22 protein-coding genes are annotated in these 24938 nt (G+C 35.3%); 12 read left to right on the top strand and 10 right to left on the bottom strand.

The window, feature by feature from the left end; genetic code table 11:
* Window positions 1-113: 113 nt before the first annotated feature.
* Window positions 114-1622, bottom strand: a complete 1509-nt coding sequence (locus J2Y60_RS16485) for an acetyl-CoA carboxylase biotin carboxylase subunit (RefSeq protein WP_309920186.1) — start codon at window positions 1620-1622, stop codon at window positions 114-116.
* A 715-nt stretch (window positions 1623-2337) separates the two neighbouring features.
* Here J2Y60_RS16485 and J2Y60_RS16480 point away from each other — a divergent pair.
* The gene (locus J2Y60_RS16480) at window positions 2338-4662 is read left to right on the top strand and encodes an LruC domain-containing protein (RefSeq protein WP_309920183.1); all 2325 of its coding nucleotides are present in this window, start codon (window positions 2338-2340) and stop codon (window positions 4660-4662) included.
* A gap of 117 nt (window positions 4663-4779) precedes the next feature.
* Here J2Y60_RS16480 and J2Y60_RS16475 read toward each other — a convergent pair whose 3' ends face one another.
* Window positions 4780-5148: a hypothetical protein gene (locus J2Y60_RS16475; protein ID WP_309920180.1), complete on the bottom strand. Its 369-nt coding sequence runs from the start codon at window positions 5146-5148 to the stop codon at window positions 4780-4782.
* A gap of 371 nt (window positions 5149-5519) precedes the next feature.
* On the opposite strand from J2Y60_RS16475, the gene J2Y60_RS16470 reads away from it, so the two are divergent.
* A complete protein-coding gene (locus tag J2Y60_RS16470) occupies window positions 5520-6797 on the top strand; it encodes a pyridoxal phosphate-dependent aminotransferase family protein (protein ID WP_309920178.1) in 1278 nt (425 codons plus the stop codon).
* 150 nt (window positions 6798-6947) lie between these two features.
* The gene (locus J2Y60_RS16465) at window positions 6948-7130 is read left to right on the top strand and encodes a histone H1 (protein WP_309920175.1); all 183 of its coding nucleotides are present in this window, start codon (window positions 6948-6950) and stop codon (window positions 7128-7130) included.
* Window positions 7131-7190: 60 nt separating this feature from the next.
* Here J2Y60_RS16465 and J2Y60_RS16460 read toward each other — a convergent pair whose 3' ends face one another.
* Window positions 7191-7595: a MaoC family dehydratase gene (locus tag J2Y60_RS16460; RefSeq protein ID WP_309920172.1), complete on the bottom strand. Its 405-nt coding sequence runs from the start codon at window positions 7593-7595 to the stop codon at window positions 7191-7193.
* A gap of 405 nt (window positions 7596-8000) precedes the next feature.
* The gene (locus J2Y60_RS16455; protein WP_309920169.1) at window positions 8001-8429 is read right to left on the bottom strand and encodes a nuclear transport factor 2 family protein; all 429 of its coding nucleotides are present in this window, start codon (window positions 8427-8429) and stop codon (window positions 8001-8003) included.
* 205 nt (window positions 8430-8634) lie between these two features.
* Between J2Y60_RS16455 and J2Y60_RS16450 the strand changes: the two genes are divergently transcribed.
* Entirely contained in the window at window positions 8635-9501 is an 867-nt protein-coding gene (locus J2Y60_RS16450) for a diacylglycerol kinase family protein (RefSeq protein ID WP_309994693.1), read from the top strand.
* The gene (locus J2Y60_RS16445) at window positions 9494-9838 is read left to right on the top strand and encodes a translation initiation factor (RefSeq protein ID WP_309920165.1); all 345 of its coding nucleotides are present in this window, start codon (window positions 9494-9496) and stop codon (window positions 9836-9838) included. The genes J2Y60_RS16450 and J2Y60_RS16445 overlap by 8 nt, the downstream gene beginning before the upstream one ends.
* On the opposite strand, the gene scpA is transcribed toward J2Y60_RS16445, so the two are convergent.
* Window positions 9839-11971, bottom strand: coding sequence for a methylmalonyl-CoA mutase (scpA, locus tag J2Y60_RS16440; protein ID WP_309920163.1), 2133 nt, complete (start codon window positions 11969-11971; stop codon window positions 9839-9841).
* A gap of 15 nt (window positions 11972-11986) precedes the next feature.
* On the bottom strand, window positions 11987-13378 hold the full coding sequence (locus tag J2Y60_RS16435) for a methylmalonyl-CoA mutase family protein (RefSeq protein ID WP_309920160.1): 1392 nt from the start codon (window positions 13376-13378) through the stop codon (window positions 11987-11989).
* A gap of 317 nt (window positions 13379-13695) precedes the next feature.
* Between J2Y60_RS16435 and dnaA the strand changes: the two genes are divergently transcribed.
* Window positions 13696-15138: a chromosomal replication initiator protein DnaA gene (gene dnaA / locus J2Y60_RS16430; protein WP_309920157.1), complete on the top strand. Its 1443-nt coding sequence runs from the start codon at window positions 13696-13698 to the stop codon at window positions 15136-15138.
* A 125-nt stretch (window positions 15139-15263) separates the two neighbouring features.
* Window positions 15264-15557 (top strand): hypothetical protein, encoded by a 294-nt coding sequence (locus J2Y60_RS16425; RefSeq protein ID WP_309920154.1) that lies wholly within the window; start codon window positions 15264-15266, stop codon window positions 15555-15557.
* 37 nt (window positions 15558-15594) lie between these two features.
* Here J2Y60_RS16425 and J2Y60_RS16420 read toward each other — a convergent pair whose 3' ends face one another.
* Together J2Y60_RS16420 and recA are read right to left on the bottom strand one after the other, a co-directional pair.
* Window positions 15595-17196, bottom strand: a complete 1602-nt coding sequence (locus tag J2Y60_RS16420) for a DUF3667 domain-containing protein (protein WP_309920151.1) — start codon at window positions 17194-17196, stop codon at window positions 15595-15597.
* A 123-nt stretch (window positions 17197-17319) separates the two neighbouring features.
* A complete protein-coding gene (recA, locus tag J2Y60_RS16415) occupies window positions 17320-18396 on the bottom strand; it encodes a recombinase RecA (RefSeq protein WP_309920149.1) in 1077 nt (358 codons plus the stop codon).
* A 196-nt stretch (window positions 18397-18592) separates the two neighbouring features.
* On the opposite strand from recA, the gene J2Y60_RS16410 reads away from it, so the two are divergent.
* Complete coding sequence (locus J2Y60_RS16410; RefSeq protein ID WP_309920147.1) at window positions 18593-19714, top strand: hypothetical protein; 1122 nt, start codon at window positions 18593-18595, stop codon at window positions 19712-19714.
* A 67-nt stretch (window positions 19715-19781) separates the two neighbouring features.
* A complete protein-coding gene (locus tag J2Y60_RS16405) occupies window positions 19782-20225 on the top strand; it encodes a DUF4920 domain-containing protein (protein ID WP_309920145.1) in 444 nt (147 codons plus the stop codon).
* A 199-nt stretch (window positions 20226-20424) separates the two neighbouring features.
* On the opposite strand, the gene J2Y60_RS16400 is transcribed toward J2Y60_RS16405, so the two are convergent.
* Together J2Y60_RS16400 and apaG are read right to left on the bottom strand one after the other, a co-directional pair.
* Window positions 20425-21198 (bottom strand): class I SAM-dependent methyltransferase, encoded by a 774-nt coding sequence (locus J2Y60_RS16400; RefSeq protein ID WP_309920142.1) that lies wholly within the window; start codon window positions 21196-21198, stop codon window positions 20425-20427.
* Between the two features lie 64 nt (window positions 21199-21262).
* The gene (gene apaG, locus J2Y60_RS16395; protein ID WP_309920139.1) at window positions 21263-21649 is read right to left on the bottom strand and encodes a Co2+/Mg2+ efflux protein ApaG; all 387 of its coding nucleotides are present in this window, start codon (window positions 21647-21649) and stop codon (window positions 21263-21265) included.
* A 99-nt stretch (window positions 21650-21748) separates the two neighbouring features.
* Here apaG and ung point away from each other — a divergent pair, with 99 nt between their 5' ends.
* The 3 genes from ung to J2Y60_RS16380 all read left to right on the top strand — a co-directional run bounded on the left by ung (window position 21749) and on the right by J2Y60_RS16380 (window position 24828).
* The gene (gene ung, locus J2Y60_RS16390; RefSeq protein WP_309920136.1) at window positions 21749-22414 is read left to right on the top strand and encodes a uracil-DNA glycosylase; all 666 of its coding nucleotides are present in this window, start codon (window positions 21749-21751) and stop codon (window positions 22412-22414) included.
* Between the two features lie 23 nt (window positions 22415-22437).
* Window positions 22438-23091, top strand: coding sequence for a GDSL-type esterase/lipase family protein (locus J2Y60_RS16385; protein ID WP_309920133.1), 654 nt, complete (start codon window positions 22438-22440; stop codon window positions 23089-23091).
* A 294-nt stretch (window positions 23092-23385) separates the two neighbouring features.
* A complete protein-coding gene (locus J2Y60_RS16380; protein WP_309920131.1) occupies window positions 23386-24828 on the top strand; it encodes a TlpA disulfide reductase family protein in 1443 nt (480 codons plus the stop codon).
* Window positions 24829-24938 lie beyond the last annotated feature (110 nt).

Here is a 24938-nt window from a genome sequence, read left to right as displayed (position 1 = left end):
CCTCCTGTTTTTTGTGTTTGTCGTAATTCACAAAATAAACAAGGAGGTTTTTATTTGGCAAGCCATCCACAAAATTCGGGATGACTCATGTTTTAATTTCCCTTTCGTTATCCTTAACGATAGCTCAAACGATTTGCTTGCCAATTACTTGTTTTTACAACAGTTTGAGTGTCCGCTTGTACTTGCACTGAAACTTTTTTAGTAGTAATTAAATAATTAGCCAATGCCGCTGCTAATTTTTCTTCTTCAGGATTAGGTAATCCGTCCAACAGTGCTGGTGAAAAATATAAATTGATAAACCTCGTATCGAAATTTCCAGACAAGAATGCTTCGTGTTTCATCACAAATTTGCAGAAAGGTAAAGTCGTTTCGATGCCAGAGATTTTGAATTCATCAATAGCCCGAATCATTTTAATAATGGCTTCTTCACGGTTTTTACCATAAGTAATCAGTTTTGCAATCATTGGGTCATAGAAAATCGGGATGGTCATTCCTTGCTCAAAACCATCGTCTACTCTCACTCCATTCCCTTCGGGTCTGACATAAGTATTTAATGTTCCGATGTCTGGCAGAAAATTATTTTTGGGGTCTTCTGCGCATACCCTGATTTCTATCGCATGGCCGTGTATTTGTAAATCTTCTTGTTTGAATGATATGCATTCCCCCTCCGCAATACGAATCATTTCCTTTACTAAATCAATGCCTGTAATTAATTCAGTAACGGGATGTTCTACTTGTAGGCGAGTATTCATCTCTAAAAAATAAAAATCAAGCTTCTCGTCAACAATAAATTCTACCGTACCAGCACCATAATAATTACAAGCTTTAGCCACATCGACGGCACAACGCCCCATAGCCTCACGGATTTCAGGTGTTAATACAGCAGATGGAGCTTCTTCAACAACCTTTTGATGTCGACGCTGAATAGAACATTCTCTTTCAAATAAATGAACCACATTTCCGTGCTGGTCGCCCAATACTTGAATTTCAATATGCTTGGGAGCAGTAATATATTTTTCGATAAAAACTGCACCATTTCCGAATGATGTAATGGCTTCTGAAACAGCCCTATCCATTTGGTCATCAAAATCTTCCTCCTTTTCTACTACCCGCATTCCTTTTCCACCACCACCTGCGGAGGCTTTAATCAAAACAGGATAGCCAATTTCTAAAGATTTCTTTTTGGCAGTAGCTCTGTCTGTAACGGCATCGGGCGTACCCGGAACCATCGGAATATTGTATTTAGCGACAGTATGTTTTGATGTTAGTTTATCTCCCATCAACTCGATGCTCTCGGGCGAAGGCCCAATAAAGATTAACCCAGCTTCAATTACTTTTTTGCAAAAGGAAGCATTTTCAGAAAGAAACCCATAGCCTGGATGAATGGCATCTACCCCTAAGTCTTTGCAAATTTCAATGATTTTATCACCTAGTAAATAAGATTCATGTGAAGGCGGTGGACCAATGCACACAGCTTCGTCAGCAAAACGGACGTGGGGTGAATTTCTATCTGCCTCAGAAAAAATAGCTACTGTTTGAATATTAAGTTCGCGAGCAGTCCGCATAATGCGTAAGGCTATTTCTCCACGATTGGCTATCAATATTTTGTTTATTCTTGGCATACACTAGGCTCAGGTTTTATAGTGCTTTAGTATCTCTATCAAACAAAGATAAACTTTAGCTAGAAACTTATTGGTTTTTTTTAATTTTTTCTGGTAAGTGTTATATACCCAGTGAGAAATTTATTTAGCAAGGTTTGAAACTCAACAACGAAGTATTTATTGAGCACAAACCATCAGTTAGCTGATTTATTAAATATGTTATCTAATTATTTATTAGGTAGCTTTTTTTTGAAAAAAAGCGAATATTTTCTTTAAAAATATGTTATTTGGTACGGTAATTGCTTTTGAATAAGCGTTAATAATAAGGATTTCCTAAAACTAAATTTTAGTAATAAATACAAAAAATATTTTCTTGTATTTTTTTAGGAACACTAAAAAAAGTTATACGTATTTGATGAACGTTCCTTTATTTATATAAGCGAAGATAATAAATGAGGTTCAATAATGTGTTTGACTGAAAAATACAAGATTTATTTGTAATTTATTGATAATCAGTAGTTTATTGTTATAGTGATATACGTCTTTTGTCGTTTGAAAAATTAGAATTAATTTTGTAGTTAATATTTAAGGCAGAATCATTACATTATGCAATACTAAACTTTACCAAGATTTTAATAAAATAAAGAAATACTCAAAAATTACCATAGATTAAAAGATAAGTTACTAAAACTATCGTTAACTTAATGTTCTATTTATAGAACGAAAAATAAATAAAATGAAAACTAAAATTCTATCAATTGTATTCGCCTTAGGAATTATTGCTTCATCATGTGTATCCGAGCTTGTTGTTGACGATAAAGTTGCCAATGATATCAATAATTTAGTAGTGCCTGCAGGTTTCGATTGGTCAACTGCAAGAGACGTAAGTTTTAATGTTACAATAAGTGATATTCGTTTCAAGAATTCACTTCATGTAGTTGCTGTTTACACTGCTGATCCATCAACAGGTGTAGCTAAGGCGCTATCAAAAGGAACAGCTTCATTAGCTTCTTCATTCAAAACTAAAATTTCAATTCCAGCTGGTGTTAAAGAAGTTTACTTCGTTAAAACAGCTCCAGATGGTACTAAATATACTCAAAAAGTAGCTTTAACCGCTACTAGTAGTCTTGCAGTAGCTTTAGGGGCAACTCCTTCTGGAAGATTGAGTGCAAACACTGAATTATATGCTACTACAGAAACAAGTCCTGATTGTAATACAGGATGTGATATGTCAGTAAGCAGCTCAACAACTATCGACCTTGATTCAAAAACTGGTTCACAAACAATTTGTTTGACAGGTAGCGATTATACTGTAAACTTCAATCCAAATACATTAAATGGTGGTACGCTTCGTATTTGTGGTACTAACATTACGCTTAATAATTTGAATTTTAATTCAGGTGCTAAGTATACTGTAATCATTACTTCAAAAGGTTCAGCTAATTTCAGCAATGTAAACTGGAACTCAGCAGATGTAACAGTGAAAAACTTTGGTACATTGAATTCTTCGGGTAACCTTATCGTTGGTGGTACTTTCTATAACTACGGTGTTGTGAATGCTAATTCAGAATTACAATCTCGTTCAGGTTCAAACATCATTAACGAAGGACAAATCATTGTTAAAGGTGCTTCTCCATTAGATGGCGCAATGACAAACAATGCTGAAATTTCATTCGCTGGCGAAGTTAGATTAAATTCTTCTGGACAGACTGTAACTAACAACGGTACAATGACTGCTGCTGGAAACTTTATCATCAACAATTCTACTACGATGACTAACAATAGCTATATGACTGTTGCTGATATGCAAGTAAATAGCTCAGGTATTCTTAATAACAAATGTCATTTAATTATCAAAAATACATTAGGTATCGACAAAACTGTAAATAACGATAGCTATATCTCTGTAGGAAGCTGGACACGTATCAATGGCTCAGGTGTTGTTAACTTATACAATGGTGCTTTATTCGTAACTAACTCTTTATCAACTTACGATGGTAAAATTACGGGTACAGGGGATAACTATTCATTATTCAAAGTATTAACTGCTGCGGGTGGTAACATCAACAACGGAGGTGGTCAGAAACTTACAGGTACTGTTCAATTCTCAGAACCAAGCGATATTCTTAAAGCTGATTTCTTAGATAAATTTGCTCAGAAAACTAAAGATGGTGGTATTTATATCGCAAAAACATCTTGTAACGAAGGAAACGGAACTGCACCAGTATCAAGCAATGACTCAGATAAAGACGGTGTAATTGATTCGGAAGATGCTTATCCAAATGATCCTGCTAAAGCTTTCAACAACTACAATGTTCCTTCAACAGTAGCTTTTGAAGACCAATGGCCATCTGTAGGGGATTATGACTTGAACGACGTAATCCTTGCCTTTACTTACACAATCGTTACAAGTTCAACAAACCAAGTGGTTCAAGTTAAAGCAGATTATACACTTCAAGCAACTGGTGGTTCATTCAACAACGGTGCAGGTATTCAGTTTAACATCCCAACTGGTAATGCTAAAAACTTCACAGGTACTTCTACTATCGGTGCAGGCTTAGAGGCAGGTCAAGACAGTGTGGTTGTAATCTTATTCAACAACGCTAGAAACGAACAATCAGCATGGAATACACGTCCAAATGAACCAGTGGTAGCTTATAAAACTTACTCGTTCTCATTTGATGTAACAAACGGTCCTTCTATCGGAGCATTCGGGCTTGGTTCATACAATCCATTTATCTTCAATAATACATCTGGTTTTGGTAGAGGTTACGAAACACACTTATACGGTAAAAATCCTACAAAATTAGTAAACAAAGCATTGTTCGGAACGAAAGATGACGCTTCTACTGGAAGTGCTTATTATGCGACATCGAAAAAATTACCTTGGGGTATCGAAATATCAACAGCTAACTTCAAATATCCAAAAGAAGGAGTTAAAATCACTGATACATATTTGAAATTTGCTAACTGGGCATCGTCAGGTGGTACTTCAAGTATAGACTGGTATTCAAACACAGCGGATGGTTATAGAAATGTTTCAAATATTTTCAATCCATAGTCCTAAGTAGTTTAAACAAAAAGAGCTTCGGAAGTTAATTCCGAAGCTCTTTTTGTTTATGGGGTATATATATGATTAAACAATGAATCAGAATTCCCAAATCAAGACTCAAAAGTTTTATTCTTCTTCAAAATCTGCTCTATTAAACAAAGCTTTAAAGGTCTCAGACATAGCAATAAGGTCGTGAACCTTATTTTTAGCTAATTTCAATGTCCTAGTTTCTTGGCAATCATGAATTCTTTTATCGAAATGATTCCATAAATTAATCATGTCGTTCATATTTTCTGCAAAACGCTCTACGATATACCGTTCAAATTTAGGCTTTTCTCCCTCAGCCAAGTAAAGTATGATATGAAAGTTTTCATCAACAAAAAACCAAGAAAGATGACTTCTAGTAAAGTCCTTAATCATCGCATTGTTATCTACCAAGAAGTCTATGATATCAACTTCATTGTTGATGGAATAGAGGTTTTGATCGTTTTTCATATCATTATTGTATTTTTTTAAGAAGATACACTCTAAAAATTTTACAAATATTTGACTACTATAAACGTTAGGCATAATCAATATAATAATAAGAATTCATATTTTAGATAAAAAAATATAAGTTCTTGAAATATTACCAGAAATTATTAGGGAATTGTCTAATTCAAATGAAATAGCACTTAATATTCAGACATTTTTGCAGAAAGAAAATAATACCTTAACTTTGTGATTATTTAAAGATTATAAAATGTTTTTCTCTTGAAATATATAACAATATTTAGACAGCAGAATATTTTATAATTGAACTCATAGAATGCCCTGTTGCTTTCGTGAAGCTCATATTATTTTTAATCATTAAAACATAAAAAAAAGTGGATATTTTCGATAAAGTCAGCAAAGGTCTGGGACCTATCGGCGCCCATGCTCATTATTCTCATCACTACTTTACTTTCCCTAAGTTGACAGGAGAGTTAGGACCAAGAATGACCTTCATGGGAAAAGAAATGTTAAACTGGTCATTGAACAATTACTTAGGTTTAGCTAATCATCCTGAAGTTCGTGAAGCTGATAATAAGGGAACGCAAGATTACGGTTTGGCTTATCCAATGGGCGCAAGGATGATGTCAGGTAATTCAGATTTACATGAGGAATTTGAAGCTCAGTTAGCTGAATTTGTTGGAAAAGAAGATGCCTTTTTATTGAACTTTGGTTATCAAGGAGTAATGTCAGTAATTGAGTGTATTTGTGACCGTAACGATATTATTGTTTATGATGCTGAAGCACACGCATGTTTGATTGATGGTATTCGTTTGCACAAAGCTAAAATGGGTGATTATTATAAGTTTAATCACAACGACATGGATTCTTTGCGTAAAAACTTAGAAAGAGCTACTAAAAAGGTTGCTGAAACAGGTGGAGGTATTTTAGTAATTACTGAAGGTGTTTTTGGAATGTCGGGTAAAGTAGGTTCATTGGATGAAATTGTGAAAATGAAAGAAGATTTCAATTTCAGAATTTTAGTAGATGATGCTCATGGTTTTGGAACGATGGGACCAAACGGTAGAGGTGTTCATGAAGCCTTGAATTGTATGGATGGTATCGATTTATATTTCTCTACTTTTGCTAAGTCAATGGCAGCAATTGGTGCTTTTATTGCAGCAAGTAAAGAAATTGTAATGTTCTTGAAATATAATATGCGTTCACAAATCTATGCAAAAGCATTACCAATGCCATTTGTAGTAGGAGGGATGAAACGCTTAGAATTGATTAAAAAACATCCAGAATTCCGTGAGAAATTGTGGGAAAATGTAAGAGCTATCCAAACAGGATTTAAAGCGAAAGGATTTGATGTGGGTGAGACCACATCTCCAGTAACGCCGATTTTCTTACATGGAGACTACGAATTATCACACGTAACGGCGCTTGTACGTGATATGCGTGAAAATATGGGTGTGTTCTGTTCTATCGTAACTTACCCAGTAGTACCGAAAGGACAGATTATGTTAAGAATTATTCCTACAGCTTCGCATACTTTAGAAGATGTGGCTTATACACTAGATTGCTTTGAAAAGGTACAACAACGTCTGCAAGACGGTACTTATCGCAGAATTGCTGAAGAATTCTTAGCTCAGCAAGCAGAATTAGCATAATTTATATAGGTTTTTGACTTATTTCGCTTAAATTTTGGTGCTTGGATTTGTAAGATGTAATAAAATAGCTATATTTCGGACACAAAAAATGCGTCTCAACGCTATTAAAGGCTTTTTCAACCAATTATCAACTTAAATCCAGTTTCTATTATGAACAGATTTGCAGAAGTGAAGGACTTAATTTTGTCCTTAGAAGGAGATTTCGAGAAGTTTTATGACAAAGGCAATCAAGCTGCTGGTACTCGAGTAAGAGGTGGTATGCAACAATTGAAAACTTTAGCTCAAGAAATCCGTACAGAGGTTCAAGAGATAAAAAACAATGAAGCGAAATAATGCTAAATAGTTAAAATTCAATAAAAAGGCTCAATAATTATTGAGCCTTTTTATTTTGGGTTAAAATTCTTCTTTGTTCATGATTGATGCCGAACCTTCAGTAGTTTTCTTTCCAGTTTGTACATCAAAAATTTCTGTTGAAATTTCTCCTATGTGTTTATCAGCATTAATGGCTGTTACAGTGAATACTGCTTCATATTCAGTTTCTACAAACATTGGGCGTTTATACTCTGAACTCTGCTTTAAATAAACACTTCCAAAGCCAGGAAATTCTGTTCCCATGATTTTTGAAAAAACACTCGAGGCAAGTGCTCCATGTATAATTGGGCGTTTGAATGAAGTAGTTGCTGCAAATTCAGCATCCAAGTGAAGAGGATTATTATCACCTGATACTTTAGCAAATAAAATTACATCCTCTTGGGTAAATGAAAATTTATGACGGTAAACCGTTCCGAGTTGAATCATTGTTTAATAAATCTTAATCTTTATGATTGTACTTAAATAAAGAAGCTGTTTAAACTTTCCGTTTCTGAGGTGAAAGTATTGTATTTTTGAATTGATTTTTTCAAAATTTAGTAAGCATAGCATCGCTACGTTGAGTAAATTTTGGAACAAGCTATTCTAAAAGACTTAGTTTAACCCGAAAAGGAAAGTTTAAACAGCTTCAAAGGCAAAATTACGACAAATTATCTCCAATATTAAATGATAGGTCATTTGAATAGGTAATTGCGTATAGAATTAGTGATTGATAATTAGTAAATAGTAATTGGTAAATAGTGATTGGTAAACAGTCCGCCATCGTGATAGCCTTTCAAATTATAAGCCTTAAATGCTTTAAGCTCATTGCTCAAAGCTCATAGCTTAGAGCTTTTAAGATGAATGATCAGCAACAATTACCCATTCTCCTTTTATCTTGCGCCAAAGCAACGTATAATGTCCGCCAATATCACCTTTTTCAGGGCGAGTTAAATGCCATTTTCCTACTACAAAACAGGCATCTTTCGCAATAAAATTCACCTTGATAATATCAAATTTCAATTGCCCCATCGTGGCTTTATCGGGGTAGTTTTTACGGTAACTTTCTAAGGTTGCTTTGTAGCCATATTTAACGCCACTTTTGCCGATGTACATTAATGAATCTGAAACCCAGTAGCCATGCATGAAGTTTTCAACATCGCCATTGTTCCATGCTTTTGTCTGAGCATCCAAAATGTTTAAGATTATTTCCTTGTCTTTGCCCGTCTGAGCGAACACTTTCAGTGATATGAATGTTAATGAAAGTAAGAGTAATTTTTTCATCCCTTAATTTTTGTGTAAATTTGAATAGATATTAAAATGATATTCAAATATAAGCATATGTTTAAACACTCTTGATGAAGAGTTTGCTTCCTTATGAAATTCAAAGAATTTTACGAAAAATACAAAGATTATTATTTAGTTGACGGAATGATGTATTTATCATTCATCATTATGATAATATTGATGTTTATCTTTTTTAGCTGATATGGTTTGGTTTGTGATGAATCCTAAGTCGGGGACTACTACGCCCGCACAAAAAAATAAGATTACTAGTTTAGTAGCAAAACAGGCAAATACAAAGTTGTTTTTTACTGACTATAGTGGGCATGCTACTGAAATTGCCCAACAAGCAGTTAAAGAAGGAATTGTTAAAGTAATAGCTGTTGGTGGAGATGGCACTGTAAACGAAGTAGCACGTGGCTTGGTAGGCTCGCATACGGCTTTAGGTATTGTACCGATTGGTTCAGGTAATGGTTTGGCTAGGCATTTAAAAATTCCATTAAAGATAGAAAAGGCTATTAATTTTGCTCTTTCAGCCCATTTGTCTGCCATAGATGTATGCTTTTTGAATGAGATTCCTTTTTTTTGTACGGCAGGAGTAGGCTTTGATGCGTATGTAGCCAATGAATTTGCGCAGCAAGATTCGCGTGGGCTAAAGACCTATGCAAAGATGTCTTTGAAATCCTTTAGAACATACAAAGCTGAATCGTATCATTTAGAATCGAAAGAAAGTACAGCCATTAAAAATGCTTTTTCGGTTACTTTTGCCAATGCAACTCAATATGGTAATAATGCTTTGATTTCGCCAAAATCTAAAATTGATGATGGTTTAATTGAAATGGTTGTTTTAAAACCCTTTCCTTTTGGTGCTGCGCCAATCATTGGTGTACGTTTATTCAGAGGAACGCTACCGAACTCAAGGTATATTGAAACGGCATCTGACACAGAATTTATCTTGAAGGCAGATGAAAATTTATTGATTCATTATGACGGAGAACCCTTGCAGTTATCTACTAATGTGTTGAAAATTACGTTGAAACCCAAAGCTTTAAAAGTAATTGGTTATGTCTAAAAATAAAAAAATACCAGTTGGAGTAGTATTTTCTACCAATCCAGATTTTGATTTTGCCTTTGAAAATGATGCAGAAGTTGAAACTTTAGCACCCAATCAGCAAAATCTAAAAGTCCAGTTAGACAAAAAAGCACGTGCTGGAAAACAAGTAACGCTAATTTCGGGCTTTGTTGGCAAAGATGATGACCTAGAAGTATTATCTAAAAAACTCAAGAACCTTTGTGGCTGTGGAGGTTCTGCCAAAGACGGCGAGATTTTGATACAGGGAGATTTTAGAGACAAGATATTAACATTCTTGACTACGTCAGGATATAAAGCTAAAAAAGTAGGAGGGTGATTAGCCCTCCATTAAATCTTTCAAGATTTTCTGAGCAGCAATAGAGATAACCGTACCAGGGCCAAAAACGCCAGATACGCCAGCATCATACAAGAATTGATAATCCTGAGCAGGAATTACGCCACCCGCAATCACCATTATATCTTCACGGCCATATTTTTTCAATGCTTCAATCAAGGCAGGAATCAGCGTTTTATGGCCTGCTGCTAAGCTAGAAGCGCCTACAATATGCACATCGTTCTCGATGGCTTGTTTGGCTACTTCCTCAGGCGTTTGAAAAAGTGGCGTAATATCTACATCAAAACCAAGGTCGGCAAAACTAGTTGCTATTACTTTTGCCCCACGGTCATGCCCATCCTGTCCCATTTTAGCCACCATTATTCTTGGTCGCCTGCCATCCATCTTGGCAAATTCGTTGGCCATTTCTCTGGCTATTCTAAAGTTTTCGTCGTCTGTCACTTCTGCTGAATATACTCCTGAAATAGAGCGAATAATGGCTTTATGTCTGCTAAATACTACTTCTAACGCATCTGAAATTTCCCCTAATGTCGCCCTTAAACGAGCCGCTTCGATAGCTAATTGTAATAAATTTCCCTCTCCAGTTTTAGCCGAATCAGTTAATTTTTCTAAGGCATCCTTAACAGCTAAGGTATTTCTGGTGGCTTTAATCTGGTTTAACCTTTCAATTTGTGAAAGCCTCACCGCCTGATTATCTACATCTCTTACTTCCAGTTTGGTTTCTGTTTCAATTTTAAAACGATTCACACCCACAATAACATCCTTTCCTGCGTCAATCCTTGCTTGCTTTCTAGCGGCGGCTTCTTCAATCCTCATTTTGGGTAAGCCCGTTTCAATGGCTTTGGCCATCCCGCCCAATTCCTCTACCTCTTCAATAAGTTTCCAAGCTTTTTGAGCCAACTCTTGCGTGAGGTATTCAACATAATAAGAACCTCCCCAAGGGTCTATTACTTTCGTAATATTGGTTTCTTGTTGAATGTATAACTGCGTATTACGGGCTATTCTTGCTGAGAAATCAGTCGGCAATGCGATGGCTTCGTCTAGTGAATTAGTATGCAAACTTTGTGTATGCCCCAACGTGGCTGCCATGGCTTCAATACAAGTACGTGCTACATTATTGAAAGGGTCTTGCTCAGTAAGCGACCAACCAGAGGTTTGGCAGTGTGTTCTGAGCATCAAAGATTTATCATTCTTAGGATTAAATTTCTTGACTATTTTTGCCCACAGCAGTCTGCCAGCACGCATTTTAGCGATTTCCATAAAATGATTCATGCCTATCGCCCAAAAGAACGATAATCTTGGGGCAAAATTGTCAATGTCTAAGCCCGCTTGGATGCCAGTTTTTAAATATTCTAGTCCATCTGCTAAGGTATAAGCCAATTCTAAATCTGCCGTAGCACCAGCCTCTTGCATATGATAGCCGGATATAGAGATAGAGTTGAATTTAGGCATATTTTTAGCGGTATAAGCAAAAATATCGGCAATGATACGCATAGAAGGAATAGGCGGATAAATGTAGGTATTCCGCACCATAAATTCCTTTAAAATGTCATTCTGAATAGTGCCAGACAGTTTTTCTGGCGATACGCCTTGTTCTTCGGCCGCTACGATATAAAATGCCATAATCGGTAAAACAGCCCCGTTCATGGTCATCGAAACAGACATTTCGTCTAAGGGAATCTGATTGAAGAGTATTTTCATATCTTCCACAGAATCGATGGCTACACCAGCTTTGCCGACATCCCCCGTCACTCTTGGATGGTCTGAATCATAGCCACGGTGAGTAGCTAAATCAAAAGCTACAGATAGCCCTTTTTGTCCTGCTGCTAAATTCTTGCGATAGAAAGCATTTGATTCCTCAGCCGTAGAAAAACCAGCATATTGGCGGATTGTCCAAGGTTGTTGAGTGTACATCGTAGCATACGGACCTCTCAGAAAAGGAGATAAGCCTGCTCCAAAACCAAGGTGTTCGGCTTCTTTTACATCTTCAGCATCAAAGTAAGGTTTGATAAAAATACCTTCTGACGACCGCCACTTCTGCGTAGAAATAGTACTCGTCTTTTCTTCATCCTGACTTTGATTATCCAACGATATTTTTGATAGATTTGGTCTCATGGCTTTGCTTCGTTACTATACTTCAAAAATGGCTGATAGATGTAAATTCGGGAGTAAGACTAAATCACTATCATAATTAGGCGAACTCATTGCCTTTTTTTGAAAGGGCTTTTCATCAAACCTAAATTTATTTACACCCACCATTATGTACTTATGCTGTGCTAAATCCTCTTGTTTTTTCAGGTGTTCAAGGCTGATTTGCTCTTGAATAAATCCTTTTTTGAAAGCTTCCATAATGCCACCCATTTCTTCTACCTCTTTTAGGAGCTTAAATGCTTCATCGGCTATTTCTTTGGTAAGTACCTCAATGAAATAACTACCTGCCGAAGGGTCAATTACCTTATCAAAATAACTTTCTTCCTTCAATATAATAGAAATGTTGCGTGCTATTCTATCGCCAAAATCGTCAGCGTCTTCTTCTTCGCTATCAAAAGGTAATATGCTGATGGCATCGCACCCACCGATAATAGCAGACATAGCTTCGGTAGTAGTTCTTAACAAATTGGTTTGTGGGGTGATTGACGCATGATAATAGGAAGATGTTTGACAATGAAACGAAGTCGAGTTAGTCAAAGACGCATCAATGTCATAACCTTCTATTACTATTTTTTTCCATAAGAATTTTAATGCCCTGAGCTTGGCAATTTCAACAAAATAATTGGTGCCTACAGATACGGAAAATTCAATATTTTTAAGAATATCTTGTATCGCTACCCCTTCTTGACTAAGCTTATCAAGCACTTCAATAGCTTGAGCTAACGAGAAAGCCAGCTCTTGAACAGCATTTGCACCAGCATTATGGTAATGATGACTAGATAAATTAAGGGCTTTAAATTGAGGAGAATCTTGTACTTTTCTAAGAAGTTCTGCGGTGTTTTTCCAGTGATTTTCCTCCCAATTGCCCGTATACATCCATCTTTCAAAAGGATTATTGACGATGCCCCCTTTTAATTGATAGGGTGCAACCTTTTGTAACTCATTTACTAAATTTAATGCTTGATTTTCTACTTTAAAAAAAAAGGGTGTGTCAGATAGTTTGAAATTGTGTAACAATTTCTTAATTTCAACATCAGAAAGTAACACGTCGCTTAAGTCAATCAGAAAAGAATCAACACCCGATTTTAATAGTTTGAGTATCAATGAATTAGTCTCTTTTTCTGATGTATATCTAACCATTTCCCGATATTGCCAATTGAAGTTAACTCTTTGATTTTGAGCTTGTTGTATGTGTTTTGTGGATTGAAAGTCAATATCTTCAGAAGCATAGTAAGGTTCTATGTGAATATTTTTGTCGATATCCCAAATCATTGTTTCGTCGAAGTTTTTACCTTTTAATTCTTTGACGGCCTGTTGTTTCCATTGCTGTTTTGTATGAGCATGAAATTCATTAAAAAGTTTATTCGCCATATAATTATTTTCTGAAATATTTGACTTTTCAAAGTTAACGAAATTTATGAATTTTGACTTTTCAAAACAAAAAAACAAGGAAAGTTACCAAATATGCTGGTGTTATTGTACTTTACCATGATGTAAGGCTTCCATATTAAATTAATATTTATTTTAAGTGAGAATGAAACGAAATTGATTTTTCTCTCCAAGAAAATTCACTAATTTTGCCATCCTTTTGAGGGAATCAAATATAGATTTTCAGTTAGATAGCTAATCGTTTGAAAATCAAATATTTAATAAAGTGCTTTTTCTAAGAGCCGCCAATATAGCTTACTATGCATTCAACATCTCAACTTCAAGCAAGGCAAGTTTGGTCAAAGTGCCTTGAGATTATACATAATGATATCAACGAACAAAGTTTTAAAACTTGGTTTGAACCTATTATACCCCTGAATGTAAGTAATCAAACTCTTTCTATACAGGTACCAAGCCAATTTTTCTATGAATGGCTTGAGGAAAACTATATCCATGTACTTCGTAAGGCGATAGATTATACCTTAGGGAAAAACGGAATGCTTGAATACTCGATTATCGTTGATAAAGGAGACAAGAAAAACCCACCCATTGCTTATAATATCCCGAATCAAAAACCAACAGTTCCAGTTCCTGCTCAGCGTAAACCAGAACCTACTTTGTATGAAAGTCCATTTCAATTAAAAGATTTGGATTCGTTAGAATTAGATTCTTATTTAAATGAACATTATACCTTCGATAATTTCGTAGAAGGAGATTGTAATCGTTTGGGGCGTTCGGCGGGCTTAGCTGTAGCACAGAGACCCGGTGTTACGTCTTTCAATCCATTAATGATATATGGAAGTGTAGGGCTTGGGAAAACACACTTGATTCAAGCGATTGGTAATTATATCAAAAATACACAGACCAATAAGTTTGTACTATACGTTACTTCTGAAAAATTCTGTAATCAGTTTATCAATGCCATTAAAAATAATACGCTACAAGCATTTACAAATTTTTATATGCAGGTAGATTGTTTGATTATTGATGATGTGCAGTTTTTGGCAGGGAAAGAAAAAACACAAGAATCGTTCTTCCATATTTTTAACCATTTACATCAGTCGGGTAAACAAATCATCATGTCGTCTGATAGGGCTCCTAGAGAATTAGCTGGTATGCAAGATCGTTTGTTATCACGTTTTAAATGGGGATTGACGGCCGATGTGCAACAGCCTGATTTTGAAACGAGGATTGCTATTTTACAGAAGAAGTTACAAGCTGACGGCATTTATATTGAAGATAAGGTAATAGAATACTTGGCTCATAGTATCGATACCAACGTCCGTGAAATGGAAGGCGTTATCGTTTCATTAATGGCACATGCTTCGCTGAACCGTAAGGAAATAGACATGGATTTGGCTAGGACTACGCTCAAGAATATTGTAGTAGATAATGAAAAAGAAGTGACAGTAGATTCTATTTTGGATGCTGTGACAAGCCATTTTGATGTAAATATGTCGGATTTGAAAAGTAAAAGCCGCAAGAAAGAAACGGTTTTTCCTCGACAAATTGCCATGTATTTGATGAAGGAATTTACCAATTTACCTTTAAAGTCAATCGGTTATCATTTTGGAGGTAGAGACCACAGTACGGTAATCCATGCCGTTCAAACCATTAGCATTATGCTAGAGACGGATAAGGAGGTAGAGAAGACCATGCAGAAATTATATAAATATTTCAACCGAGTAAGAGTTAAAAACTAGGTATAAAACCAAGAAAAGCCCGAAGATAAAAGTAATTTTTCTTCGGGCTTTTTTGCGTAGTGTCTTGTAAAATTGTTTTCAACTCGTATTTTTGTTTTACTATTCAGCTCTTCAAATATAATCTTATGAAAAAAAAGATACTCTTTACCCTCTTATTAATAAGTACATTTTGTGTGAAATCTTTTGCCGAAGATATTGACCCAATTGAACTTATGCCATTGAAACATACAAACGTGGTGATAGATAACCCGAAAGGGAAACTGAAAATCAAGTTTGTCTTAAATGATTATAGAGATACTGGCGATACAACCAAACCCAAAAGTTTGTTTGCGAAGCTTAAAAATATTGTAAACGGACTATTAGATGCCTCTGACAACCCACCTTTTAAAGTACGGGTAGTAAGAGAAAAGAAAAATTAAAAGGGTTGAGTTTTTGATACTCAACCCTTTTAATTTTTTATGACAAGGCAAATTTGATAGCGCCAGTAATACTCAGAATAGTGAAGAATGAAATAATGTATAAGAAAAATAAGATAAACGATTTGAAAATAGTTTTCACTACTCTTTGCCGGTAAACTACTTTCAAGGCTACTATAAAATAGAGTGCAAAGCCAAACATCGTAGCTGTAAGGGCCTGTCGCCAATAGCCTAAAAATATACCACCTCCTACAAAAATAACAATCATCAGAAACATCACACTATGAATGTGTATCGAAAAGATAAGGTGTTCATAATAATAGCGTGTATGCCCTTCATTGATGCGTGGTATTCCTTGATATTTTCTTGTTTTTCTGAATCGAATCAGATACAAAATCCAATCCCATAAATAACGTAAAATCCTGAAAGGATAAGTAAAAAAGCTATGGGTGCGGGTACTATAAATGACTTTTAATAAATAAGCTACAATAGGCATCAGGATAAACATCATTACCGAAAATACCCCGATACCAAAATGAGTGATTTCTCTGATAGCTTCTTCAGCATCATTTTCAAAGGCTAATTCATAATGGGTAACATTTCTTAAAAAGCCTCTTTCAAGTGGTTTTAGCCCCATGATGTTCATCTCATGTCCTTTTTTCTCTCTGATGACAAGTAAACTATCCAATTCTCTATCAGACATCTTAAGAAGCCTTTCTTTATAAGCTTTGTTTTCAAGGTTTCCATCACTTCCTTTAATCGTGATAATAGTATCTTGAAAATAATGGATGGGTATTTCAGCATTATTCTTCAAGGAATGTAGCCTCAAGGTATATTTTAGCTGATTTTTTGTACCGATAGTTTCAGTAAAATATTCACTCATTTCATTACTTACATCGGTTAGTTCTTCGGTATTAATACTATCTAAAACGATTTGTTTCTGAATCGCAATCAGCCTTTGGCGTTGTTTAGTTTCAGGCAGGTTCTTGATTAATTTTCTTAATGTATCATCTTCCTGAATGTTCATTTCATCTAAAATTTCACCAGCATCAAGATCCACAAAATCTATCCAACCATTCGTTTGTTTTTTTATTTCGTTCGTTTGTTCTTTTAAATCCTCAATATCACTTTTTATTTCTTCATAATCTTGTTGTGCTTCATACAATCCATTTGTATCGTTTGATGATTTAATGGCTTTTAGCTTTTGAGAAGCCTCTTTTAGTTTTTTCTTATTTTCTTTTTCTTCTTTACTTTTAGTAGTAGATACTTTATCCACAAAGCCATTCAAAGAACCATTTTGTCCTTGTTCAATAGCTTCGTCAGCCATAATGCCTAAGAACAAGAAGAACACAGCAGAAGCTAGAAAATACAGACGGATAGGAGGAATGTAGCGTCCTCTGCGTCCTTCAAGAAAATCTTTCGTGATTTTACCCGGATAAAGAAAAATAGACCGTAGTGTATTGAATAATTTAGTGTCGAGATGAGTAAACCCTTCGATTACTTCAAATAATAAGTGACCGATAGGTACTTTTAAATCATGGTTTTCTTGACCACAATTTGGACAAAAATTATCTTCAGGTCTTAATAATGTATGACAATTATGACAAATTTCTACTTTCCTACGTTTTTTGTGTTCAGACATTCTTATGGGTATTACGAAGCCAGATTTAGATTTTCTTTTGAAAGTAATAAAAAAAAGGTGAAAATCATTTGATTTTCACCTTTTTAATGCAAAAAACTATCTAGTTTTTGCTAAAAGCCTAAATTATTCTAATTCACCGTCATCAGCAATGTTGGGTTCTAGCGTATCAAGCAAGGCTTTCTCGTCACCTTTGATTTTTTCCTTGATTTTGTTTTCAAGTTCTTCTAACAAATCTGGATTGTCTTTCAACATATCTTTCACGCCGTCACGTCCTTGACCTAAACGGTTAGTACCATAACTGAACCATGAACCTGATTTTTTTACCACTTCCATGTCAACGGCTAAATCTAATACTTCACCAGCCTTAGAAATACCTTCGCCATACATGATATCGAACTCAACTACCTTGAACGGAGGAGCTACTTTGTTTTTAACAACCTTTACACGAGTACGGTTACCGATTACATTGTCGCCATCTTTGATTTGACCAATTCTACGAATATCCAAACGTACAGATGCATAGAATTTCAAGGCATTACCCCCCGTAGTTGTTTCAGGGCTACCAAACATTACGCCGATTTTATCACGCAATTGGTTGATAAAAATACAGCAACAGCCAGTTCTATTGATAACACCCGTTAATTTACGCAAAGCCTGAGACATCAAACGAGCTTGAAGACCCATCTTAGAATCACCCATATCGCCTTCAAGCTCAGCCTTAGGAACAAGGGCTGCCACAGAGTCAATCACACAAATATCAATCGCACCTGATGAAATCAATTGTTCAGCAATTTCTAAAGCTTGTTCACCGCTATCTGGCTGTGAAATCAATAAATTAGCCGTATCAATTCCTAATTTTTCAGCATATCCTTTGTCAAAAGCGTGTTCAGCATCAATAAAAGCTGCCAAACCACCTGCTTTTTGTGCTTCTGCAATACAGTGCATTGTTAGGGTAGTTTTACCTGAAGATTCTGGACCGTAGATTTCGATTACTCTTCCACGTGGTACGCCCCCTACACCAAGGGCTAAATCTAGACCTAATGAACCTGTTGAAATGACAGGAACATCAAGTACTTTACTATCTGACAAACGCATTACTGTACCTTTGCCGTAAGCTTTGTCTAATTTTTCAAGCGTTGTTTGTAATGCTTTTAATTTTTCGTTGGCAGGATTTGTTGCCTCCGCTTGTTGTTTTGCCATGATGGATTTTAGGTTAAATTTTGGTTTTAATTCGGGAAATCAAGCTGCTCATTGAAATTTTATTAAAAACAACGTGCCATAGGGAATCAATGAAAAGATTTTAGTGTCATTGATAAGTAGAACTCAATACCCGAATTCAAAATTTTTATTGGTGAAATTACCAATTTTTCAGCAATTTAAAGTACTTTGCTAGCAAATGTTCAGACGATTTTTTCAAATAACTTTAGCCCTCTTTTTGTTTACAGCTCAGTATACCTTTGCTCAGTTAAACAATACTCGCTTGGAGACTTTCCAGCACATTGATTCCACCAAAAATCAACAGCTTTATTTTCAATTCAATAGCTTCAGTTTTCTGAAGAATAATGAATACTTTGGAAAAATTGCAGATGGTTATACGCTTTTTGGGAATCAATTTTCGCCCAAACTTATTTACCAACCAGCACCCAATGTCAGCATAGAAGCTGGGGTGTATGCTTGGAAAGATTTTGGCAATGATAAATTCACGGCAGTTCAGCCAATTTTTACTATCAGGGTTCAAAAAGATTCTTCCCAATTTTTATTTGGCAATTTGGATGGACAACTAAATCATCATTTGGTTGAACCGATGATGAATTTTGAACGGGTGATTCTGAACCGACAAGAATTAGGTATCCAATACACCAAACGCACTTCAAAGACTTTTTTTGATAGCTGGATTGATTGGCAACAAATGATTTATAAAGGCTCTGATTTTCAAGAGAAAATCTTTGCAGGATTTTCTTGGAACAAGCGCTTAATTCAACGAAAAAACTTTAGCCTATCTCTTCCTGTTCAATTGACTTTATTACATCATGGTGGGCAAATAACGAGCGATAAGGATACCAATCAAGTAGTAACCTATACGAATGTTGCTCTTGGCGTAGAAGCTGCATTGAAAACCAACGGTTTTATTCAAAGTATAAAAACACAGAACTACTGGTTAGGTTATCGTCAAAATTCGGGTTATAGTCCGTACTTCTCAGACGGCTCTGGTATTTATTTGAATATATTAGCAGAAACAAAGGTGATGAATTTGATGTTGAGCTATTGGCAGTCAAATGGTTATAGTTCAGAAATGGGCGGAGATTTGTATCAATCTGTTGGAAGAATTTACAGAAACCCCAATCAATTAGAAAAAGAACGTAAGCTATTATTCTTTAGGTTTATGAAAGATTGGAAGCTGATTGATAACCTATGGCTAACATTCAGGTTTGAGCCTTATCTGGATTTAAACAATCATTCTTTTGAACATTCCGAAGGTTTATTTTTAACCTATCGCCAAGGTTTTAAACTTAAATAGTAAAAGTAAAATAAACTCTATTCTTTAATTTTGTGCTATTCATTAAACACATATAAAAACTAAGAAAATGAAAAAGTTAATACTTGTATTATCATTAATGGCAGGAGCATTTACCATTAATGCACAAAGTAAATTTGGAGAAGAAATTACGGAAGAAGGTGCTATATCAACAGCTGAATTATTAAAGAAAGCGAATGATAATGAACAGATTACAGCCAAAGTGTCGGGTGTAGTAGAGTCTGTTTGTCAAGCAAAAGGATGTTGGATGAAAGTAAAGTTAGACGACGGACAAACAATGCGTGTGACTTTTAAAGATTACGGCTTTTTTGTACCCAAAGATATTGCTGGTAAGACAGTCGTAATCGATGGAACAGCTAAAGTAAAAACTACTTCGGTCATTGATTTGAAACACTATGCCGAAGATGCTGGAAAAAGTAAAGACGAAATTGCTAAAATCAAGAAACCAGAAAAAGCCTTAGGTTTTGTAGCTACTGGTGTAATTGTCAAGTAAGAGTTTTTTGAGTTATCAGTAATGAGCTGTGAGCTTCGAGTGATGAGCTTTGAGTTTAAGGTGTTGATTTAATTCTAAAAATAAAGTAGTTTAATAACATCTTCCAAAGTGTAATGTATTAATCACTAAATCGCTCATTCACTAAATCACTCAATAACAAAAAAAGTCTCTGAGAAAATTTTCTCAGAGACTTTTTTTGTTAGAACCTTAATATAAAATCTTGTTTAGGCTGGTTTTTTCTGAAAAAAACTAAACCAATAAAAAACAAGTCTATTGTAATCATCACACTCGGATGTGCCTTGATATATTGCCATGCTTCCTGCATTTCTTCTGACCAATGGATGTCATCAAATATAAAAAGCGAAGATTCGTGGGCTTTTTCTAAACATATTTCAAAATACTTCACAGTGGGTTCATAGCGATGATTGGCATCAAAGAAAGCAAAATCAAGTCTCTCAATTTTTGCGATTTGTTTCGTTAGCGTTTCATCCAAATTCCCCACGACAATTTCTATATTATTGGCTTCTAATGCATCGAAATTCTCTTGGGCAATTTTTGCGGTAGTTGGGCATCCCTCAAACGTAACTATTTTAGCATCTTGTTTCGCTTTAGACTCATACACAGTAGTGACACCTAATGAAGTTCCTAAATCGAAAATTACCTTTGGCTCAAAATGTTGAATAAGCCTGAAAATTAATTTGCCAAATTTTGAGGGCTTTTCAGCACTTTTGGCAATTTGCTTGATTTGCCTAGAAGTTGATTTGTGTATTTTAGACCCTGCCCCAAAATCTGTAATTTCAATAACCCTTTCATTTTTCAACAAACGTTTTCTTAAATCCTCAATAGCTGTGAAATATGGTGACTTAAACTTTTTTGCGAGAATAATTTGTGTGTAAAGTTGAAAAACAAAGGGCGAATGAATAGCGTGCTCGTTTTTTGAAGCAAGTAAATATTGAAAATATCTTTTAAACAAAATCGACTGGGTTGATGAGTTATAAGTTGTGAATTATGAGTTTTTATTACTGATATACAGTATTTTAATTCATTCTAAAAGGAGCAACCATCGTAAAGTCAGGGATGACAACATTGAAAAATTTGCCATCAAAAATACGCTCCATTTGATAAGTACCTGCCATTTTGCCAAGCGAAGTGTTTAAATTACATCCACTTGTATATTCATAAGATTGACCCGGTTCTAAGGTAGGTTGTTGCCCTACTACACCTTCGCCCTCTACCTCGCGCACAAGTCCGTTAGCATCATGAATATACCAATGACGACGCAAAAGTTTTACAGTATAATCGCTTCCATTATGAATTTTGATATGATATGAAAAAACAAAATTTCCTTGAAATGGATTAGAATATTCAGGTTGAAAGTGGGTCAAAACGCTTACCTTTACACCATTTGTGATAGCTGAGACCATTTTTTTTATTAGTTTTTTTACAATATATTTTACCGAAAATTACATTACATTGTCTGAAAAATCAACGTAATTAAGAAATTTATTAAAACCCATTGAATAATGAACGTGAAAATTGAAGATTCTTGGAAAGAAAAATTAAACCCAGAATTTGAAAAACCTTATTTTAAAACCTTGGTTGACTTTGTTAAAAACGAGTATAGCATCGGAACAGTATATCCACCCGGAAAACTTATTTTCAATGCTTTTGATAAATGCTCTTTTGAGAACACAAAAGTAGTTATTCTAGGGCAAGATCCTTATCATGGAGCAGGACAGGCAATGGGGCTTTCTTTCTCTGTGAATGATGGCATACCTGCACCTCCGTCACTGATTAATATTTTTAAAGAAATAAAAGACGATTTAGGCATCCCAGTACCCAAATCTGGTAATTTAGAACGCTGGGCAAATCAAGGAGTATTGTTGTTGAATGCTACGTTGACTGTGCGGGCTTCAGAGGCAGGGTCGCACCAAAGAAAAGGCTGGGAAGTTTTTACGGATGCTGTCATCAGGTGTATTTCAGAAGAAAAAGAAGGCGTAGTGTTTATGCTATGGGGAAAGTATGCACAGGATAAAGGGGCAATCATAAATGCTTCAAAACACTTAGTTTTAAAATCTAAACATCCCTCGCCAATGGCCGCCAATTCGGGTGGTTGGTTTGGGAATAAGCATTTTTCACAAGCCAATGAATATTTACAAAGCAAAGGATTGACTGGTATTCAATGGTAATTAAACTCAAAAAATAATCTCAAATGAAAAAAGTATTGTTAATTGCCGCAATTTTAGTGAGTCAGTTTTGTTGGGCACAAAATAAATTTGAAAATGAAATCAAAGCTTTTGAAAAAAGCGATTCAATTTCAATGCCAGCTCCCAAGCAAATATTATTGGTTGGAAGTTCTTCCCTTCGCTTATGGACTACTTACAAAGAAGATTTAACAGGCTATGCCGTTATTAACCGAGGTTTTGGTGGGTCTGTGATGAGTGATGCCAACGAGTATTTTGATAGAATTGTGGCTAAATATCAACCCAAACACATTTTAGTGTATGAAGGTGATAACGACTTAGCATCTGGAAAAAGTCCAGAAACAGTGTTTGAAGACTTTAAAATATTTGTTGAGAAAGCAAAGAAGCAATTGCCAAAAGCTACTATTGCGTATATTTCAATTCGCCCAAGTATTGCTAGAGTAAAAATAGTAGACCAACAAAAAAAGGCTAACCAATTGATTGAAGACTATTGCAAAACAACTAAAAAACTTCATTTTATTGATGTACAAAAGCACTATTATTTGCCTAATGGTGAGCTGATGCAAGATGTTTTCGTAGCCGACAACCTACATTTGAATGCAAAAGGCTATCAAATTTGGACAGCAGCGATTAGAAAATACTTAGCAAAACATGTGAAGTGAGGATAGCTGTAAGATTTGAGCTTTACTGATTACTCACAAGTTTATAATTAACTGAAAATCAGTATATTAATCTCTATTAAAGGACTTAAGTCCCTCGCTAGGGATGAGGTCTTCAAGGCTTGGTTTTAAAAGCAATTTAAGCCCATTTTAACCAATTTTATCAATAATCCTATCTCCATTTCAACTTTTTAAAAGATATGGGTAATCAGTAGGATTTGAGCTGTTCTCTAGTGCGGTTTAAAGTGTTTACTGCTTTATTTACCCTGCAACGACGTTTATTTTAATGTGATAATTATGAAATATTTCCTTTCAATGCTTTTGCTCATAGTAGCACAATTTACTTTTGGGCAAAATGTAACCATTTCGGGAAAAGTAGATAATGCCAAGGGCGATACGCTTACTTTAGTGTATGATGCCTTGATGTTAGGCGTTAAACCATCGGTACAAAAAACAGCTTTGACTGGTGAAAACCGTTTTCAGTTTAAGCTAACTGTTCCACAAAATGCGGTAGTAGCATTGAAAGTAAAGGAGCGGTACATTGAGTTGTTTGTAGGAAAAGGGAATCAGATTGAACTTGAATTCGATGCCCAAGATGTCAATAAACCTATCACATTGAAAGGAGATAAGGCATTAGAAAATAATTTTCTAACTAAATTTTATCAGCAATTCAAGACTGACTTTACACCTTCGTTAATGCTGAAAAAGGTGATGCAAGTGCCTGTTGATGAACTTGAAATGAATTTGTTTGAATCAAAAAAAGCACAATCTGACTATTATAAGACATTTCCAGACCAAGCCAAATTTTCGGATGAATTCAAGCAATACATTGAAAATCAGATTCGATGGAATTATTGGACTTATATATTAGCATATCCTATTGAAAGAGGAAATGCTAATCAAGCGCAAGCACAGGTTTTATCATTGCCAAGTACTTTGTTGGAGGGATTAGATGAAAAAAAGATTCAGGATGAAACAGCCCTGCTTTCATCTTCTTACCGTAGCTTCTTGATTTATTATGTGACTTACTTTAATACCAAAGCTCATGGCTTTCAGAAGTATGCTGATGTAAACAAGTCTATGGAGGATAAGCATTTTTTTGCCAGAGAACATTTGCCTGTAAAAGCATATCAATTTTATTTAGCTTATTTATTAAACAGTCAGTGCCAATATTGCTTGCCTTCGGTTGTCCGAAATACTTTTGCTGCGTTAACGGCTACACCTAATTCAGAGCAATATGCTACTTTAATCAAAGAAAAATGTGGCGAAGTAATGAGCAAAAAAGACGAGGTAGTAAAGGCTAAAGAGGAGGATAGTAAATGGTTTAAAGCAATTACTCCAGATGGTAAAGAATTATCATTGGCTAGTTTAAAAGGGAAAGTAGTTTACTTAGATTTCTGGGCATCTTGGTGTGGACCATGTCGTAAGGAGTTCCCTTTTTCAAAACAGTTGCAAGAAAAATTAAGTGAGAAACAACGCAAAGAAGTAGTTTTCTTATACATCTCTATCGACGAAGAAGAACAGAACTGGCGTAAAGCAATGAAAGATTTAGATATTGAAAATCAGAAAAATATCTATTCAAAAGGAGGGTGGGAGTCTGGTGCAGCCAAATTTTTCAAGCTAGAATCTATCCCAAGGTATATGCTGATGGATAAAAAAGGGAATATCGTAGATAGTGATGCCAAACGCCCAAGTGACCCTAAAATTTTGTCGGATATTTTGAAGTTGGTGGGGGAGTAGAAGTCGGTAAAAGTAAGACTGTTCGACTTGTTCTGTAATGTCAAGTCAAACGATAAAAAAAACTTTTTCTGAGTACAAAGCTGTTCGACTTGTTCCGTAAGGGCAAGTCG

Origin of the sequence: Arcicella sp. BE140 (genome assembly GCF_031456255.1) — a bacterium.
GTDB classification, from domain to species: domain Bacteria; phylum Bacteroidota; class Bacteroidia; order Cytophagales; family Spirosomataceae; genus Arcicella; species Arcicella aquatica.
The sequence above is the reverse complement of the archived record's forward strand: the minus strand, read 5'-3'. Positions and strand labels throughout refer to the sequence as shown.